14 protein-coding genes are annotated in these 16,706 nt (G+C 61.2%); 6 read left to right on the top strand and 8 right to left on the bottom strand.

Annotated features, from left to right (window positions below):
- Positions 1–102: 102 nt before the first annotated feature.
- The 7 genes from A3AU_RS0129415 to A3AU_RS0129445 form a co-directional block, all read right to left on the bottom strand.
- On the bottom strand, positions 103–372 hold the full coding sequence (locus A3AU_RS0129415; protein ID WP_027056089.1) for a hypothetical protein: 270 nt from the start codon (positions 370–372) through the stop codon (positions 103–105).
- Between the two features lie 16 nt (positions 373–388).
- Positions 389–2,938: a caspase family protein gene (locus A3AU_RS0129420; protein ID WP_027056090.1), complete on the bottom strand. Its 2,550-nt coding sequence runs from the start codon at positions 2,936–2,938 to the stop codon at positions 389–391.
- A gap of 349 nt (positions 2,939–3,287) precedes the next feature.
- Positions 3,288–4,490, bottom strand: a complete 1,203-nt coding sequence (locus A3AU_RS0129425; RefSeq protein WP_027056091.1) for a mandelate racemase/muconate lactonizing enzyme family protein — start codon at positions 4,488–4,490, stop codon at positions 3,288–3,290.
- A 9-nt stretch (positions 4,491–4,499) separates the two neighbouring features.
- The gene (locus A3AU_RS0129430; RefSeq protein WP_027056092.1) at positions 4,500–4,826 is read right to left on the bottom strand and encodes an NIPSNAP family protein; all 327 of its coding nucleotides are present in this window, start codon (positions 4,824–4,826) and stop codon (positions 4,500–4,502) included.
- Positions 4,827–5,031: 205 nt separating this feature from the next.
- Positions 5,032–6,390, bottom strand: a complete 1,359-nt coding sequence (locus A3AU_RS0129435) for a mandelate racemase/muconate lactonizing enzyme family protein (RefSeq protein ID WP_027056093.1) — start codon at positions 6,388–6,390, stop codon at positions 5,032–5,034.
- 52 nt (positions 6,391–6,442) lie between these two features.
- Positions 6,443–7,609, bottom strand: a complete 1,167-nt coding sequence (locus A3AU_RS0129440) for a mandelate racemase/muconate lactonizing enzyme family protein (protein ID WP_027056094.1) — start codon at positions 7,607–7,609, stop codon at positions 6,443–6,445.
- Between the two features lie 49 nt (positions 7,610–7,658).
- Entirely contained in the window at positions 7,659–8,369 is a 711-nt protein-coding gene (locus A3AU_RS0129445; protein WP_027056095.1) for a GntR family transcriptional regulator, read from the bottom strand.
- Positions 8,370–8,581: 212 nt separating this feature from the next.
- Here A3AU_RS0129445 and A3AU_RS0129450 point away from each other — a divergent pair, with 212 nt between their 5' ends.
- From A3AU_RS0129450 to A3AU_RS0129475, 6 genes are all read left to right on the top strand, one after another.
- Complete coding sequence (locus A3AU_RS0129450; protein WP_027056096.1) at positions 8,582–10,063, top strand: ABC transporter substrate-binding protein; 1,482 nt, start codon at positions 8,582–8,584, stop codon at positions 10,061–10,063.
- A gap of 77 nt (positions 10,064–10,140) precedes the next feature.
- Entirely contained in the window at positions 10,141–11,088 is a 948-nt protein-coding gene (locus A3AU_RS0129455; protein ID WP_027056097.1) for a carbohydrate ABC transporter permease, read from the top strand.
- Positions 11,085–11,975, top strand: a complete 891-nt coding sequence (locus A3AU_RS0129460) for a carbohydrate ABC transporter permease (RefSeq protein ID WP_027056098.1) — start codon at positions 11,085–11,087, stop codon at positions 11,973–11,975. The genes A3AU_RS0129455 and A3AU_RS0129460 overlap by 4 nt, the downstream gene beginning before the upstream one ends.
- Positions 11,976–11,985: 10 nt before the next feature.
- On the top strand, positions 11,986–13,083 hold the full coding sequence (locus A3AU_RS0129465; RefSeq protein ID WP_027056099.1) for an ABC transporter ATP-binding protein: 1,098 nt from the start codon (positions 11,986–11,988) through the stop codon (positions 13,081–13,083).
- A gap of 31 nt (positions 13,084–13,114) precedes the next feature.
- The gene (locus tag A3AU_RS0129470; RefSeq protein WP_027056100.1) at positions 13,115–14,278 is read left to right on the top strand and encodes a mandelate racemase/muconate lactonizing enzyme family protein; all 1,164 of its coding nucleotides are present in this window, start codon (positions 13,115–13,117) and stop codon (positions 14,276–14,278) included.
- 23 nt (positions 14,279–14,301) lie between these two features.
- Entirely contained in the window at positions 14,302–15,036 is a 735-nt protein-coding gene (locus A3AU_RS0129475) for a ribonuclease activity regulator RraA (RefSeq protein WP_027056101.1), read from the top strand.
- Positions 15,037–15,640: 604 nt separating this feature from the next.
- On the opposite strand, the gene A3AU_RS0129485 is transcribed toward A3AU_RS0129475, so the two are convergent.
- A complete protein-coding gene (locus tag A3AU_RS0129485; RefSeq protein WP_027056102.1) occupies positions 15,641–16,543 on the bottom strand; it encodes a GNAT family N-acetyltransferase in 903 nt (300 codons plus the stop codon).
- Positions 16,544–16,706 lie beyond the last annotated feature (163 nt).

A 16,706-nucleotide genomic window follows, 5' to 3' on the forward strand; every position in this document is an offset into this window, starting at 1 on the left:
GCATGCTCTTGGCGAGCAGTTGCGGCCGGTCTCCGGTCAGGGTCTGCGCCGCGGAATTGGTCCCAAATGGCAGGATCGGGGATTGACCGTCTGTTGAAGGGCTCATCCCCAGCCACCGCCACCGCCGCCACCACCACCCAAAGCTGGAACGACGACAGGTGCTTCCTCAACCGGCTTGATCACCTTCTTGGCGGTGACCTTCTTCTGCTGGTCGATCTTTGGCGTGGACGTCGTGCGAACGAGCTTCGCCTTGTGCTTCGTCGTCGTCACCATCGGTTCGGGCTTGGGTGCGACGGATATGCAACCCGTCAGCGCCGCCAGGCCACCGGATAGAACTGTCGCAATCAATGCCTGTTTCACTGCCCTGCCCACTGTTGCCTCCTTGTGATCAAAACAAGTCCCGACGGGGATTGGCTTGCTCCCAGACCGCCCTGGCCGTCTTGACCAGTTGGTCGTCGAGCGAGCCGTTCGCCGCGATCTTCGACTTGAGTTCGCCGCGCAACTGCTTCAGCGCCGCCGTTTTCGCCTTGACTCCGAATTTTGTCAGCGTCGCCTCGGCGCCCGGCAACTCGTTGCGAAGATCGAGAGCAACCGCGAAGGCCAGGAACCGCACCGCTATCGCCTGGTCGGCCTTGTCGCCCTTCTGCATTTCCAGAGCCGCGCGATCATATGCGGCGGACTGATCGCCGCGTGCGGTGGCCAGCTCGAACAGTCTTTGCGCTTCATCGAGGTTTTGTCCCATGCCGACACCGTCGCGATACATGCGGGCGAGGCTAGCCGGAGCGTAAGGCTGGCCGAGATCCATGGCCTTCTGGAAAAGCGCTTGAGCCTGCCGAGGATCTTTCTCGATACCCACGCCGGCCAGATAGTTGCGACCGAGCAGGTTCATTGAGTACATGTCCTGCCGCTCGACACCTGCCTTCAGAAAGGCCACGGCTCGAGCCGGATCGGCGGGCACGCCATTGCGACCTTCCGTGAAGATCGCGGCAAGATCGTTCATGGCGTAGGTATGGCCCATGGCCGCCGCCTTGAGCAGGAGGTCAAGCCCTTTGCCGGTGTCGCGCTCGACGCCATAGCCGTTGAACAAGGCACGTCCCCACGACGTCATCCCATAGGGATCGCCCTTGTCGGACGCCGCCGCATAGAAGCCATTGCCCCGCTTGCGGTCGACAGCCATTCCCGTTCCTGTCGCGTTTAGGTAGCCGAGTTCGAACACGGCGCGGACGTGGCCCTTGTCGGCTGCCGCCTGGATGGCTTTTTTTGCTTCCTCGATCTTGCCGGCGGCAAGCAGCGCCCGGCCCAGTTCGTAGCGGAAGCGGGCGACATCGGGATAGGCAGTGACCGCCGCCTCGCAGGCCTTCACGGCTTCAGCGCCGATTTCATTCGGCAGCAGGCCGGGGACGACGCCTTGCAGGTCGAGAGGCTCACCGGCGGCCTGGTCGCAGGGATCGACGCTTGGTGACAGCTTCATGGTGGCGGGCTTGGACGAATTGCTGTCGGCCCGGATCTCGAAGCCGACCTCGACCGGCGCGGCCGCACCGATCTGGGGTTCGTAGCGCAGTTGGTCGACCTCATCCGCCATCAGGCTCGATTCCGGCGACAAGGCACGATCCGGCAGGGACAGTGTACCCGTTGCCGGATAGCTCGCGAGTTTCAGGCTGACCGCGGGGTCCCTGGTCGGGAAATCCAGCTTGAGCGGAACCGGGCCGACCCCGACCGGAACGCTGATCTCGCGGTCTTCGATCGCCTCGGCGGCGCCGGTGATATGGATGCCCCTCTCCAGCACCTGCTGTTTCTGTTCGGTCTCGAGCGAGGCGACGATCTGCTCGCCCTGGGCGCCCTCGCCGTTCTTGACACGGAACACCATGATGCCCTGGGCTTCGCCGCCCCAATTGTCATGGGTGGCGTAGGCCAGCATGTCGACCTCCTCGGCCGCAGCGACGCCCTTGGGCACATCCATCTTCAGGCGCGGCAGGTCCTTGCCGTCGATCTGTTCGCCAACCGCCACAGCCTTGCCGTCCAGCAGCAGGCGCCCAAGTGCCGGCGGCCTTTCGATGCTGACGGTGATCGATCCGCCATCGACATCGACCGGTTCCGGCAAGTCGAGGGCAACCGGCCCCACACCTGACGGCACGACCTTCTCAAGAACCGGCGGCAACGAGGGCCGGTTGGCGCGGCGCATCAGGACAACTTCGTCGATGAGTGAGGAGTTTTCCCAGGGAACCTGCTTGCCTTCGGTGGCCTCGACCACATCGCGGCGCACCGCGGCCATGACCGTGCGTATCTCCTGGTTCGGCGCCAGCGCCCGACGAGAGAATGCGGATGAAAACGGGCTGAGGTCTCCCGCCCCGTCGTAGGCGACCGCCCCTGGCTCGGTGGCAAAGGCAATCAGCGTGTTCAGCGAGCTTTTGACCTGCGCGAGGCCGGTGTTGCCCGCCGTGATCAGTTGGTCCCTCAACCAATAATCCTTGCGCGGAAAGGGATTGTTGCGACAGGCATCGAGGATGATCACCTGGATCTTCGATTTCGCGCGCAATTGCTGCAGGACATCGTCCAGCTTGACCGCCTGCACCTCTATGTCCGCGGCATTCTTCAGCGAGGCATCCACGGGGATCAGGAAATTCTCGCCGCCGATCTGAAAGCCATGGCCGGAATAGTAGACGACGGACAGATCGGCACCGTCCGCCGCCGCCAGATAGTTGCGGAATTGCTCCTCGAACTGCAGCTTGGTGAGATCCTTGGCAACGAATACCTCGAAGCCGGCCAGCCGAAACGTCTTCGACACGTCCTCGGCATCCTTGTCGGGATTCTTGAGAACGGGAATCTCCCGGTACTCGGAATTGCCGATCACCAGGGCGACCCTTCGATCGGCCGACGCCTCGAAGGTCGTGAAGGCGGCCACGAGGAAAACCGCGATCAATCCGCAAAGTCGGAGCATGGCAACCGCCTCAACCGCCGCGACCTGACGACCACAAGCTCCCCAGATTGCGGTATCAAGGTCTGTTGAAGAACTCACAATCCGCCGAAACAGCAACAGAAAAAGACTGAAAAACCGCCCCGGCCGCAGGCACCTTCCTCATCCCGATGTGTAAACTACCTCAGAGCCGAACCATCCGCAATGAGTGTCGACCTGTCCCGGGGTGGCTGTCTGGATCCGATGCATCCGCCAGGTTCCAATCCAGCGCGGGTGCGTCAGAGACGCCTGTCTATCCTGCGCGACGTCCTTGGCTTCCGGCAAGAGTATGACTGGCGCACACCACGACCCGGTTGATGCCCCGACGGGAACTTCAGCGATCGAAGAAGCCCGCATCCTCTTCCCCGAGATATTTGCCGGCCGCTTCTGCGTCGATATCGAGACCCAGCCCCGGCGCTTCCAGCAGGTCAACCATGCTGTCCTTCACGATCTGTGATGGCAAGCCGATCACCAGATCCTCCCACCACGGGTCCGAGGCGCTCGGATATTCGAAGGCGATGTAGTTGGCGGGCAAGGTGGCGCATACATTGATCAGCGCGCCGAGACCGAGCAGGCCGTTCGCGGTGCCGTGCGGCGCCATCAGGATCGAGTGCATGTAGGCGTGCTCGGCGACCCATTTGAGCTCGGCGATGCCGCCGATATCGGCCGGGTCCGGACCGATGACGCGCACCGCCTGCGTCTCGATCAGCTCCTTGAAGTTATGCCTGAGATAGATCTGCTCGCCAGTATGAATCGGCGTCGAGGTAGAGGTCGTCAACTCCCGATAGGCCTGCGGATTGACCCACGGCACATAGTCGCCGGTCAGCATGTCCTCGAGCCACATCAAATTGTACTTCTCGACCGCGCGAGCGAACTTGATCGCGTCTGGCAGCATCCAGCCCGGGCCGCAGTCGAGTGCCAGGCTGACCTTGTCGCCCAGCACTTCCTTCATCGCGATCACGCAGTCCAGCATGTGATTGAAACCACGCTCGCTGATCACGCCCTGGTCCATGGCACCGTGATAGCCGGCCTTCTTCTGTGTCACGCCGTAATGGAAGTCCTCGATGCTGTCCTTCATGTTGGAGTGGAATGAGATTCCCTGCTTGATCATGAAGAAGTTCTGCGGCTGTTCCATCATCCATCTGACATCAGCGGCATAATCCTCCGGCCGATCGCCCGAGCGCTTCCGGCGGATCGAGCCATTGTAGACGCGCACCTTGTCACGCACCTTGCCGCCGAGCAGCTTATAGGCCGGCACGCCCGCCGCCTTGCCGGCAATGTCCCACAGCGCATGCTCGATAGCGCTCACTGCGGCGCCATAGGGCTTGAAGGAGCCACGCTGCCGGATCTTCAGCATCACCCGCTCGACGTCGGTCGGATCCTCGCCGATCAGCGCCTCGCGGAAATGCAGCACAAAGGGCTTGAGATAGCTTTTGGTATACTCGACTTCGCCCAGGCCATAGAGGCCCTCATCGGTGACGACGCGAACGATCGGATGCTTGCCGATAACGGCGCAGCGCAGGTCGGTGATCTTCATGGCGCAGTCCTATTTCACAGACGAGAAAGCTGTCGGCGTGAGCAGTTGGCTGCTGATATTGGCAACGATCTGCCCGTCGCGTTCAGACTCGTCCCGGGCCTTGTGCCATACCGGATCGGTGACGAAAGCCGCCCATTTCGCCTCACGCTCGGCCAGCGATTCCCAGGCGAGGAAATAGGTGAGGCGATTGTTGTTTTCGCCGATCGCCGTGGTGAAAAACCCGGCCTGGCGGATGCCATGCCTCTCCCAGATGGCCAGCGTTCGCTCGGAAAAGCGCTTGAGCAAAGCCGGCAGCCTGCCCGGCAGGCAGTCGTAGATACGCAGTTCGTAGATCATGGTTTCGTCCGTTTCTTTCCTTGCCTCTGCCTTGGGAGAGGTCGGCACGAATGGTCGGTCGTTGGCCCTGTGAGCCCTGGGGAACGAAGGCAGGGCGGCTAGAGCGGCTCAGCGATCGGTAGAATCGCCGAACCACTCTAACTCTTTGTTTTTACGCAATTCCGGACGGAAAACCGTTACACACTTTTCCTGGAATTGCTCTAGGCTAACTCCAGGTCCTGTCCCAGCTATATTCATTGTCCCACTGCTCGGTGGATTGCCATATTGCCGTGACACCGGGCTGCAGATGCTGGCTGATCACCTCGTCGACCACATCGTCTATGCCCAGCCCCGGCTTGTCGGGCACGGTGATGCAGCCGTCCTTGACGAGCGGCTTGGGCAGGCCGGTGACGATGTCGTCCCACCAGTCGACATCGGCGGAGTGGTACTCGAGAGCCATGAAGTTTTCGGTCGCCATGGCGACATGTGCGGCGGCCATAGCGGCGATCGGACTTTCGGCCATATGGATCGCCATGGCGACGCCGTGATCCTGCGCCATATCGCCGATCTTCTTGGTCTCGAGGATGCCGCCGCTGGTGAGCAGATCCGGGTGGATAACGGAGAGGCCGCCGCTCTTGAGCAGAGGTTCGAACGCCTCCTTGAGATAGATATCCTCGCCAGTGCAAATCGGCACCGTGGTAGCCTGCTGGAGCTGCCGGTACTGTTCGGTGTATTGCCAGGGAATCACGTCCTCCAGCCAGGCGGGAACGTATTTCTCGATACGGCGCGACAGTCGTATGCCATCCTGCAGCGAGATGTGACCGACATGGTCAATGGCGAGCGGGATCTCGTATCCGATCACCTCGCGGACCTCGTGGATATACTGCTCGAGCAGGTCGATACCCTTTTCGGTGAAGTGCAGGCCCGTGAAAGGGTGCCGCACGTTCTGCGCGTCATAGGCACGATTGCGGGCCTTGCGCTCATCGAGCGCACCACCGCGGCCGCGCGGATTGCCGTAAAGCCCTTCGAGCACGCCGGCGGGCGCCGTCACGGCGCCAGGGACATGGGCGATCTGCATCAAACCGAGGTCCATCTTGAGGAAGGTGAAACCGCGGTCCATGCGCTGCTTGAGACGTTTGCCGGTTTCGGTGCCGCTCGGTTTTTCGGCATCGGTATCGCAATAGACGCGCACATGATCGCGAAACCTGCCGCCGAGCATCTGGTAGATTGGGACGCCATAGGCCTTGCCGGCGAGATCCCAGAGCGCGATCTCTACCGCCGAGACGCCACCGCCTTGCCGGCCATGCCCACCGAACTGCTTGATGCGGCGAAACAGGCGGTCGATGTCGCAAGGGTTCTCGCCAAGCAGCCGGCTTTTGAGCATCAGCGCATAGGTGGCGCTGGCGCCGTCGCGCACCTCGCCGAGCCCGACGACGCCCTGGTTCGTGTAAATCTTGAGCAACGCCGAGGTGAACGGGGCGCCGACGATTTCGGCCACCCGCATGTCGGTGATGCGAAGGTCGGATGGTTTGGAGTTCGTGTTGACCCGATTGAGAGCCTCGCCGGCTCCACCCGTCTCTGGCATGACTTGTCCTCGTTCTGATCGGCGGGGCTTGTCCTTGAGGTCCAGGGCGCCTTTAGCCGAGCTCGATCTCGTGGGCTTGCAGGTAGTCGCGGTTCATCTCGACCCCGAGGCCAGGCCTTGACGTCAGCTTGAGGTTGCCGTTCGAAACGTCGAGCGGCCTGTCGATGAGGTGATCATATTTGCCAAGGTTCCATTCCGACGTTTCGAGCTTGTAGAAGTTCGGGACGGTCATCATCACCTGCGCTCCGGCGACCACGTTGATCGGCCCCGCGGCGTCGTGAGGCGAGACCGGGATGTAGTAGGCTTCGCACAGAGCTGAGATCTTCTTGAGTTCGGTAATGCCGCCGGTCCAGGTAACGTCCGGCATGATGTAGTCAGCGAGCTTGTTCTCCAGCACTGGCACGAAATCCCACTTCGTGTGGCCGCGCTCGCCCCACGAGATGGCGGCACTGACCTTTTCACGCACCTGCTTGAGCGCGTTAAGGCTTTCGGGAGGACAGGGCTCCTCGAACCAGTCAATCTGGCCGGCTTCCTCGAGGCTCCGGCAGAGGCGAATGGCGGTGGGAACGTCGAAGCGGCCATGCGCATCGATGAGGATGTCGACGTCGGGGCCTGCCGTTTCGCGGATCAGCGCCGTGAGTTCGGCCGCTTCGCGTTCATCCTTGCGGGTCATGCTGCCATCGAGATAGCCGTCCCTCCTTTCGCGGGCCTCGCCATCGACACTGGGCCCCTGGTGGGGGAACGGATCGAATTTGAGCCCGGTGTGTCCTGACTCGACGATGTCGCGAATTTCGCGGACCACGGCCTCCTTGCTGGTGAATTTGGCCTGGTTGGGGTGGGTGTAAAGGGCGATTTCATCGCGCACCGGCCCGCCCAGCAACTCGTAGATCGGCTTGCCGAGAACTTTGCCGCGTATATCCCACAGCGCTATGTCGATGGCGCTCACGCATTCAACGGCGGCGCCGCGGCTGCCCATGTAGGTGAAGCTGCGGAAAACCTTGTGCCATAGATGCTCGATGCGCGCCGGATCCTCGCCAGTCACGGCGATGCCGATCTGCCGCAGGATCGTGCAGAGCACGCGGTTGGCCAGCTTTGTGGTGGTGGTGATCTCGCCCCAGCCGCTCACCCCCTCGTCGGTCGTCACTTCGACGAACAGGTATTCTCCCCAGTATGAGGCTGGGGACTTGATCAGCCATGGCCGGATGCCTGTGATTTTCATCTTCACTAACCTTTGTCTGAAATGGCCGGGCAAACGATCGCCGGGCCGGTTATCCAGCCCGGGCCGCGCTGCGCGCGCGCATGTGTTCGAGGACATGCCGGCCGGAGCCCTCGACATGGCGCGCAATGAGTTCGGCTGCCTCGTTCGCATTTCCAGCTTTCACATGAGCGATGAGTTCGCGGTGCTCGCGAATGATCGCCGCACGGCGGGCGAGCGTGAAATTGAAACGCCGGCTTACGGCGCGCAGCACTTCGCGATGCTTCCACCAAAGCTCGGCGGCATGGCGGTTATAGTGCCGCTGGTACATCACGGTGTGGAAAGCCGTATCCAGCTCGCTATGCCTGAAAGTGTCGGCGAAGTTGTTCTCTTCGATCAGACCTTGAAGACGTTCGAGCTCTGCAATGTCCTCGTCGGTAGCCATGTTTACAAACCATCGCGTCAAGGCTGGCTCGATCAGCACACCGATCTCGTAGATATCCCGGACAAAATCCTGATCTATGGGCCGCACGCGTGCCCCGCGATTGGGGAGAAAGGTGACAAAGCCTTCGCCGCGTAACAGTTGCAGGGCCTCGCGCACGGGATTGGTCGAGGTGCCGTGACGCCGGGCCAGATCAGTGACCACCAGCCGTTCGTTGGCGGCGAGCCGCCCCTCGATGATGTCATCCCGGATCAGTTCATAAAGCGAGGCGCCCTCGCTCGAGGCCCCAAGAGGATCGATCCCCGCCGGTGGCTCTGCTTTGAATTCCCGCGTTTCGGCCAAGGCCGGCTCCCCTTCCATGAGTACACATCTTTCTCGATATCACGCACGATTTCCATAAACAATGTACGATTTGTTGCGTTGACAGCCAAACTTCGATCTGAAAACGTATAAAGTGCTCGAAGGGATACATTTGAGGAGATGTCCCGCAGCCGACGAGTAAGGCCGCTCGCCTCGATGCAGAGCGGCATGGGAGAGAAACCTGGAGGATACCTATGACGAGGATTACACTCGGCGGTGCCGTCCTGCGCGGCACTGTCTCCACTGCGTTAGTGGCATCGTTGATGTCCGCACCGGCGCTGGGTGCGGCTCCGGTCGACTTGAGCAAATGGTCGCCCGAATATGTGCGCTCCATTGCAGGCACACAGGATTTTGACACGGCCGCCGATTGCGCCAAGGTCACCCCGCTGGACTACAAGGGGCGACTGACGTTCTGGTACCAGGGCGTGTTCGAGGGCGACCCCGACCTGCTGCGCCAGTACTACAAGGACTTCTTCGAAACCTTCCGCAAGACCTACCCGAACATCCAGCTCGAGGACCAAGCCCTCACCTACAACGATCTCCTGGACAAGTTCCGCACGGCGCTGCTTGGCAATGCCGCGCCGATGGCGGTGCGCCTGCAAATCCTGGGCGGTACGGAGTTCGCCTCAAAGGGCTATCTGCAGCCGCTCAAACCCGAGGACGTGGGATATTCGACCGAGGATTTCTGGCCCGGCGCCATGAAGGCCGTGACCTGGGACGGCGTCACCTACGGCGTGCCGACCAACAACGAAACGATGGCCTTCATCTGGAACGCCGACATCTTCAAACGCGCAGGCCTCGATCCGGACAAGGCTCCGGCAACCTGGGACGATGTCGTCAAGTATTCCAAGCAGATCCACGACAAGCTCGGCATTGCCGGCTACGGCCTCGTGGCCCGTAAGAATGCCGGCAATACCCCGTACCGCTTCATGCCTCAGTTGTGGGCCTATGGCGGCGGCGTGTTCGACGAAGCCACGGCGAACCCGACCTACAAGCAGATCGAGCTCGACAGTCCGCAGAGCAAGGCCGCGCTGCAAGCCTCTTACGACATGTATGTTCGCGACAAGTCGGTTCCGGTTTCGGCACTCACCAACCAGCAGGCCGACAACCAGCCGCTGTTCCTCGCCGGCCAGCTCGGCATGATGATCTCGCATCCGTCCGACTACAATGTCATGCTTGACCTGCAGAATAGGGCGACGGGCACCGACAAGGACAAGGCGCAGACCGTTATCAACAACATGCGCTATGGCCTGATTCCGACCGGCCCCGACGGCAAGCGTGCCGTCGTTTTCGGCGGTTCGAACATTCACATCCTGAAGCCCGAATATGTCGAGGGCGGCAAGGTGGACGAGCCGGCCGCGAAGGCCATCATATGCATGTGGACCAGCCCGGAATGGTCGCTGAAGATGGCTTACGCCGGCTCGAATCCGGGCAATCTCAACGGCTTCAAGACCAAATGGATGAAGGAACGTCTGGACAGCATCAAGTTCCTCGATGTCACGACTTCGATGCTGCCATATGGCATCCCGTTTCCGGCGCTGCCCCAGTCGCCTGAGATCATGAACATCATCGTCCCCGACATGCTGCAGAATGCCCTGACCGGAGCGATGACTGTCGACCAGGCAGCGGACGATGCGGCCAAGAGGGTGAAAGAGCTGATGGGCGGCGGGCTCTAGCCGAAGCCTGACTTGAGATCTTACCGGTTGCGCCTGGAGCGCAACCGGCCCGTTCCGAAAAATAAGGGCACGCCAAAGTGACGATCCTGACCGGCAAGACCGGGACTCGGGGAGGATTGCGACCCCTGTTGCGGAAGATCTGGGAACATCGCGCCGACTATGCGTATGTGCTTCCCGCGATCGCCGTGATGCTGATCGTGATCGCCTATCCGATCTACTACACGGTCGAGCTGTCGTTCTTCAACACACCGCCTGGCCTGCAGCTTCGCGACAAGATCTTCGTCGGCGTCGACAATTATACGGCGATCCTCAGCAGCGAGATTTTCTGGAAGGTCACCTCCAACACCCTGATCTGGACGCTGGCATCCACCTTCATCGCCTTTGTCCTGGGGTTTGCCTGCGCGCTGGCGCTCCATCGCGACTTTGTCGGCCGTGGTGTCCTGCGTGCCATCCTGATCATTCCCTGGGTCATCAGCGCCGTCGCCGCCTCCTATATCTGGAAGTGGATCTACCATTCGGACTTTGGCATCATCGGCGCGGTGCTGGTCCAGTTCGGATTGGCCGACCGGCCGCCGAATTTCATCGACAGCGTCTCAACGGTGCTGCCATCGCTGATTGTCGTCAATATCTGGCGCGAGTTCCCGTTCGCCATGATCATGATGATGGCCGGCCTGCAGACCGTTCCCGACCAGTTGCTACGCGCCGCAAAGGTCGACGGAGCCAATGCATGGCAGCGCTTTTGGCATGTCACCTTCCCGCATTTGAGAAACGTCTCGACGGTGACGATCCTGCTGCTGGCAGTCGCCAACTTCAATTCCTTCATCATCCCCTGGATCATGACGGGCGGTGGCCCGTCGAACGCTTCGCATATCTGGATCACCCACATCTATGAGCTCGCCTTCGGCCGCCAGCGCTGGGGAGTGGCGTCGGCTTATTCGGTGCTGCTGTTCCTCATCCTGATGATGTTCGGTTACTTCTATGTCCGTGCGCTAAGCGGCAACGAGCGAAAGGATGGCAGCGCATGAGCACGACCGCTGAAACCGCCGCTCGAGGCCAGCCCCGCCGCCGCATGCGCGTCGATGGATGGCGGTGGGGCGGGCGCATCTTCCTCGTCTTCATGGTGCTTTACACCGCGTTGCCGATGATCTGGATGCTGCTCACCTCGATCAAGTCCGGCTTCGCGGCCATGCAATTCCCGCCGCAATGGTGGCCTGACCAACCGACACTTGCCAGCTACCAGAAGCTGCTCGATCCGCAGAACAGCGTCGGCCAGGACTTTCTCCGCTTCTTCTGGAACAGCCTCTTCGTTTCCACTGCCACGACCATGCTTTCCGTCATCGTGGCGGTTCCCGCGGCTTATGCGTTTTCGCGCTTCACCTTCCCGGGCCGGAACTTCCTGTTCTTCGCGGTTCTGCTTCGAAACATGTTCCCGGCGGTGATCTTTCTCGTGCCGCTCTTCATCCTGATGCGCGCGATCGGGCTGGTGAACACGCATGGCTCGTTGATCCTGACCTATCTCACTTTCGGCCTGCCGCTGGCGATCTGGCTGCTGAAGGGCTTCTACGACAACATCCCGGTGCAGCTCGAGCAGGCAGCGCGAATCGACGGTGCGACGCGGTTCCAGGCCTTTATCCTGATCGTGATGCCGCTCTCGGCGCCAGGAATCATCGCCACGGCGATCTATTCCTTTATCGGTGCGTGGAACGAGTACATCTACGCCTACACCTTCCTCTCCAAGAACGAGCAGCTGACGTTGCCGGTCGGCATCCAACGCTTCTTCTCGGAAAACACGACGGACTTTCCAGGCCTGATGGCAGCCAGCTTCATCATGAGCGTGCCCGTCGTGGTCCTCTTCCTCGTCCTGCAACGATACTTCGTACGCGCCCTCACGGAAGGCGCGGTCAAGCACTAGGGAGTTGCCGATGGCCCATGTGGTCCTCAAAGATCTCGTCAAGACCTACGGCAGCTTCAAGGCCGTCAACGAGGTTTCGTTGACCGTCAATGACGGCGAGTTCGTTGCGCTCGTCGGTCCGTCAGGCTGCGGCAAGACAACAACCCTCAATCTCGTCGCTGGTCTGATTCCGATCACGTCAGGCGACATCGTCATCGGAGACCGGGTGGTCAACGACCTCGACCCGAAGGACCGGGACATAGCAATGGTGTTCCAGAACTACGCACTCTATCCGCAAAAGTCGGTCTACAAGAATCTCGCCTTCCCCTTGCAGATGCGCAAACTGCCCAAGGACGAGATCGAAAGGAAGGTCAAGGAAGCGGCGCGCGTGCTCGATATGACGGAGTTGCTCGAGCGTAAGCCGCGCGAGCTTTCGGGCGGGCAGCAGCAGCGTGTGGCGCTGGGCCGCGCCCTCGTACGCGATCCCGCTGTGTTCCTCATGGACGAGCCGCTTTCCAATCTCGATGCAAAACTGCGCGTGCAAATGCGGTCGGAGATAAAGCGCTTCCACCAGGACCTCAAGGCCACGATCATCTATGTGACGCACGACCAGCTCGAAGCCGTTACCATGGCAGACAGGATGGCCGTGATGAACGGCGGCTACCTGCAACAATACGATTCACCCGCGCAGGTCTTTGCCCATCCTGTGAACATGTTCGTCGCCAGCTTCATCGGCAGCCCGGCGATGAGCCTTGTTCCGCTGGAAGCATCGACGACAAACGGCAACATCGTGCTGACGGGCGCGGAGCGCTGGAGCCTCGAGCTCTCGCCGCGCAACGCCCGGAAAGTCGCTCGGGCAGCGACCAGGAAAGTCGTGCTCGGCGCACGTCACTCGACGATCAAGCTCCACAAGAGCGCGGTGCCGGGCAGCGTCCCTGCCAAGGCCTACACAGTGGAGCCTACCGGAGACATCACCTTCGTGCAGGCGTTCGTGTCCGGAGCTATCGTCAATGTCAGCGTACCGCCGGCGATTGCCGTCGCGCCAGACGAGCAGATCTGGCTCGAGTTCGACCAGGAGCGGATGCACCTGTTCGACGGCGAAACTGAAATGGCCCTCGAGGCTGACTGAGACAGGACAGGTGCATTTGGAGTGGGGGCGGATGACCGAGAAGCTTAAGATTAGCGCGATCAAGCCCTACCCAGTGTGGGTAGGAACGCGCAACCAAATGCTCGTCAAGATCGAGACCGACCAAGGCATCTTCGGCTGGGGGGAGAGCGGCTTGAGCGGCCGCGAGAGGGCGGTGACCGGCGCTGTCGAGCACTATCGTGAGTTTCTTATCGGCCGCGACCCTATGCAGATCGGGCGGATATGGCAGGAGGTCTATCGCAGCCAGTATTTCGAAGGCGGGCGCGTTTTGCAGGCAGCGATTTCCGCCATCGACATCGCCCTGCACGACATCAAGGGCAAGGCGCTGGGGGTGCCGGTCTACGAGTTGCTCGGCGGCAAGCAGCGAGACCGTATTCCTACCTTTGCATCGACCGGAGACGAGGCCGAGGGCGATGCTGCCATCGAGCGCGCCCGCGAATTGCGCGCGCAGGGCTGGCAGGCGATCCGCTTCTTCCCCGTCGGGCAAAGCAGCAGAGACGTCTTCGAGCCGCGCGAGTCGATTGGCGCTACCGCGAGGACGATGAACAAGGCCCGCGAGGCGCTGGGCGACGACGCCGTGCTGGGCATCGATTATCATCATCGGCTGTCGGTGGCCGAGGCGGCGAGCTTTTGCAACAAGCTCAGCCGCGGCGTGCTGGATTTCCTCGAGGAGCCGATACGCGACGAGACGCCGGAGGCCTACGAATCGCTGCGCAAGATGACTGACATTCCGTTCGCCATCGGTGAGGAATTTGCCAGCAAGTGGCAGTTCCTGCCCTACATCGAACGCGGCATCCATCAGTTCAACCGGCTCGACATATGCAATGTCGGCGGATTCACCGAGGCGATGAAAGTCGCTGGCTGGAGCGAGGCGCACTATGTGGACCTGATGCCGCACAACCCCCTTGGTCCGGTGTGCACCGCCGCGACTATCCATCTCGGCGCCGCGGTGCCGAATTTCGCGTGGCTCGAGACCAGAGCGCCGGAAAGGAAGCTGGGCTTCGACAATTCCGAGTTCTTTCCCGTGCAACCACGGCTGGACGGCCCGGACTATCCGGTTAGCGACCTGCCGGGGCTCGGCGTCGAGGTCAACGAAGAGGCGATCCGAGCGCGGAGTTTCCGTTTCTGGGAAGCGCCCCACCTCAAGCGCCGCGATGGTTCTGTCACCAACTGGTAGTTCAATTTCAACCGGAGTCCATCATGACGCATACCCCCGACATCACGCGGCCACCTAGAGACCTGATCGACGCGCTAAGGGAGATCGGCGCCGCAACGGTTGCCGGCACGCTTGGCCACATGGGCTTCCGCAATCCGCATATGGTCGGACCGGTGGCGCAGAACCACGGGAAGTCGATCGTCGGGCCGGCGCTGACGCTACAGTTCCTGCCGCAGCGGCCGGATCTTTTCAACGAGGGAGAATACGCCGATCCAGAGACCCAACTGCATCGGCACGTGCTCTATCATGCGCAGGAGGGCGACGTGGTTGTGGTCGACGCGCGCGGCGACATGAGCTCGGGCGTCTTCGGCGATATGATGTCGACCTATTTCAAAGGCAGGGGCGGCGCGGGTATCGTCATCGACGGATGCATGCGCGACCGGCCCAATGTCGAGAAGCTCGATCTGCCGTTGTGGCTGCGCGGCTGGACGCCCAACTACCATGTGCAGACCAGCATCTATCCAAACGCCGTCAACGTTCCGATTGCCTGCGGCGGCGTCACGGTCATCCCCGGCGACATTATCGTGGCCGACGACGACGGAGTGGTGGTGGTTCCAGTCGCAATGGCCTCAAAAGTGATTGAAGAATCGAAGAAGCATCACGATTGGGAAGATTTTTCGCGAGAGAAGCTCATGCAAGGCGCGCCGTTGCAACGCTACTATCCGCTGCATGACGATGCCCGGGCAGAATACGAAGAGTGGCGCAGCGCAAAGCGCTAGCAGAACCAGCTGGCGTATGGACCACCAGCGCGTCTCGACCAGAACTTCGTGTGCTTGGAGCGGTGCAGCGTCAAAGGTGATGTCCGATTTCGGCGTGGCCTCGACGATCGCGCGGGTCTCGAACCTCGGCGTTCTCACCTATGGCATCTACGCCGCCGCGAAATGAGCCTGAGTTCCGGGCGGCAAGACGACGCCCACGGTTTAGAAGCCAGCGCCACTTCGCTTATCGATGCTGCGATCGGCGGAGATCTCGCTGGCGGTTCCGTTGAGTTCAGGCGTCGTGCGCTGCCTGAACCGACACCGCAACGTTGCGCTCTGTCCTCGACGCCGCGAGTTCGATTCCGATCATCTTGATTTGCTGGCTCTTTGCCTATCTCTGCTCGATACGCCCCATCAACTGAGCCTTCGGGTCATCGCGGTTGCCTGCGAAACGCACGGCCTTTCGAGCCTGCCTCCGCAACGGCCGGCAAATTGCGGGGCCGGGTTCAGCACTCTTCCCGTATCGTTTTCGCGAGCGTGCTTACGTCGACGCTGGTCTGCCAGTTGGTGCCGGAGGACTGCCTGCGAAGGCAGGTACAGCCGCAAGACGGACATCCTGGCTGAACTACCCGAGCGTTTGACTGGCAAGGGCATAAGTCATCGGCGTGATTGCACCGCCGGCGGCAAAATCGGTCAGGCTTTTGCCCATCGACATGGTGAGCACAGTGTCGAAAACCGGCATTCCGCTGTGCGACAGAAAGGCGGCGAACTCGCCATTGTGCATGTGGGTGTCGATCCGCAGGAAAGACCCCGAATGGTCGGTCACGTGCGGCTTGACGACCGCGATGGCGTCCGCGTCGCGTTCCGCCACGACCGGCCCTACAACATGACCCCGCCCGAACGGCCGACAGAGCGCAAACGCGTTCAATGTGTCGCCCTTGAAAAGACCGTAACCCGCAGAGTGCGCGAAAAGCTTTTCGATCAGGGCCGCCCGCCTCACGCCAAATCCTGCCGCGTCGAGGGCGATCGCCGCGGCAATATCGTTTGCCCCCAAAGTCCGAACGTCACCTGGAGTATTTGTCACCCTACCCGTCGTCAGTGTGCGGGCAATGCCCTGACATTGATAAACGGTCTTCTCCGGTTGAAAGTCGAGCGAGAGATAGAGCCGCCTTGCCGCCCGGGTTGCATTGAGCCGCAGATCGCAGCCGACGACGTTCTCAAAGACCCGCTTCATCAGCCATTGGCCGGCCCCCAGCGTCTGAAGTCGCGGCGAGGTAATGACCATGCCGACCGTCGAGAAATCGGCGCCATGCGCGAACCACATAGCCGAACCGAGAACCCGGCCGATCTCATCAAGCGCCACGAACCCCTGTCCGGATTCTCGCAGGAACTGCCAGTCCTCGGCCCGATGCGGCCATCCCACGGAGAGCGAGAGAGCGTGCAACCGGTCCAGTTCGACCCCTCCGATGTCGCCGATGCGCATCGAGAAGGTGTCGACTTTCAAGCTTTCGGACGGCTTCAATTCCATGCCTCTGAAAGATTACCGCAACTTGACGGACGACACGCTACAGTCGCCTCTGCTCACCAACGCTAAACAAACTGGCCCCGTACGATTTGCTCGAAAGCCGCGTGCCAACGCAAGATTCAACTGAAACATTTCCGCTTTCGGCACGCAATCGCGTCAGACCGCG

The organism is Mesorhizobium erdmanii USDA 3471 (assembly GCF_000472705.1).
Classification (GTDB): domain Bacteria; phylum Pseudomonadota; class Alphaproteobacteria; order Rhizobiales; family Rhizobiaceae; genus Mesorhizobium; species Mesorhizobium erdmanii.

Bases quoted from the DNA above. Each gene is read 5' to 3' on its own strand.
- A3AU_RS0129425 (WP_027056091.1), bottom strand. From the start codon at position 4,490: ATGAAGATCACCGACCTGCGCTGCGCCGTTATCGGCAAGCATCCGATC.
- A3AU_RS0129485 (WP_027056102.1), bottom strand. From the start codon at position 16,543: ATGGAATTGAAGCCGTCCGAAAGCTTGAAAGTCGACACCTTCTCGATG.
- A3AU_RS0129440 (WP_027056094.1), bottom strand. From the start codon at position 7,609: ATGAAAATCACAGGCATCCGGCCATGGCTGATCAAGTCCCCAGCCTCA.
- A3AU_RS0129470 (WP_027056100.1), top strand. From the start codon at position 13,115: ATGACCGAGAAGCTTAAGATTAGCGCGATCAAGCCCTACCCAGTGTGG.
- A3AU_RS0129475 (WP_027056101.1), top strand. From the start codon at position 14,302: ATGACGCATACCCCCGACATCACGCGGCCACCTAGAGACCTGATCGAC.
- A3AU_RS0129450 (WP_027056096.1), top strand. From the start codon at position 8,582: ATGACGAGGATTACACTCGGCGGTGCCGTCCTGCGCGGCACTGTCTCC.
- A3AU_RS0129430 (WP_027056092.1), bottom strand. From the start codon at position 4,826: ATGATCTACGAACTGCGTATCTACGACTGCCTGCCGGGCAGGCTGCCG.
- A3AU_RS0129465 (WP_027056099.1), top strand. From the start codon at position 11,986: ATGGCCCATGTGGTCCTCAAAGATCTCGTCAAGACCTACGGCAGCTTC.
- A3AU_RS0129420 (WP_027056090.1), bottom strand. From the start codon at position 2,938: ATGCTCCGACTTTGCGGATTGATCGCGGTTTTCCTCGTGGCCGCCTTC.
- A3AU_RS0129435 (WP_027056093.1), bottom strand. From the start codon at position 6,390: ATGCCAGAGACGGGTGGAGCCGGCGAGGCTCTCAATCGGGTCAACACG.
- A3AU_RS0129460 (WP_027056098.1), top strand. From the start codon at position 11,085: ATGAGCACGACCGCTGAAACCGCCGCTCGAGGCCAGCCCCGCCGCCGC.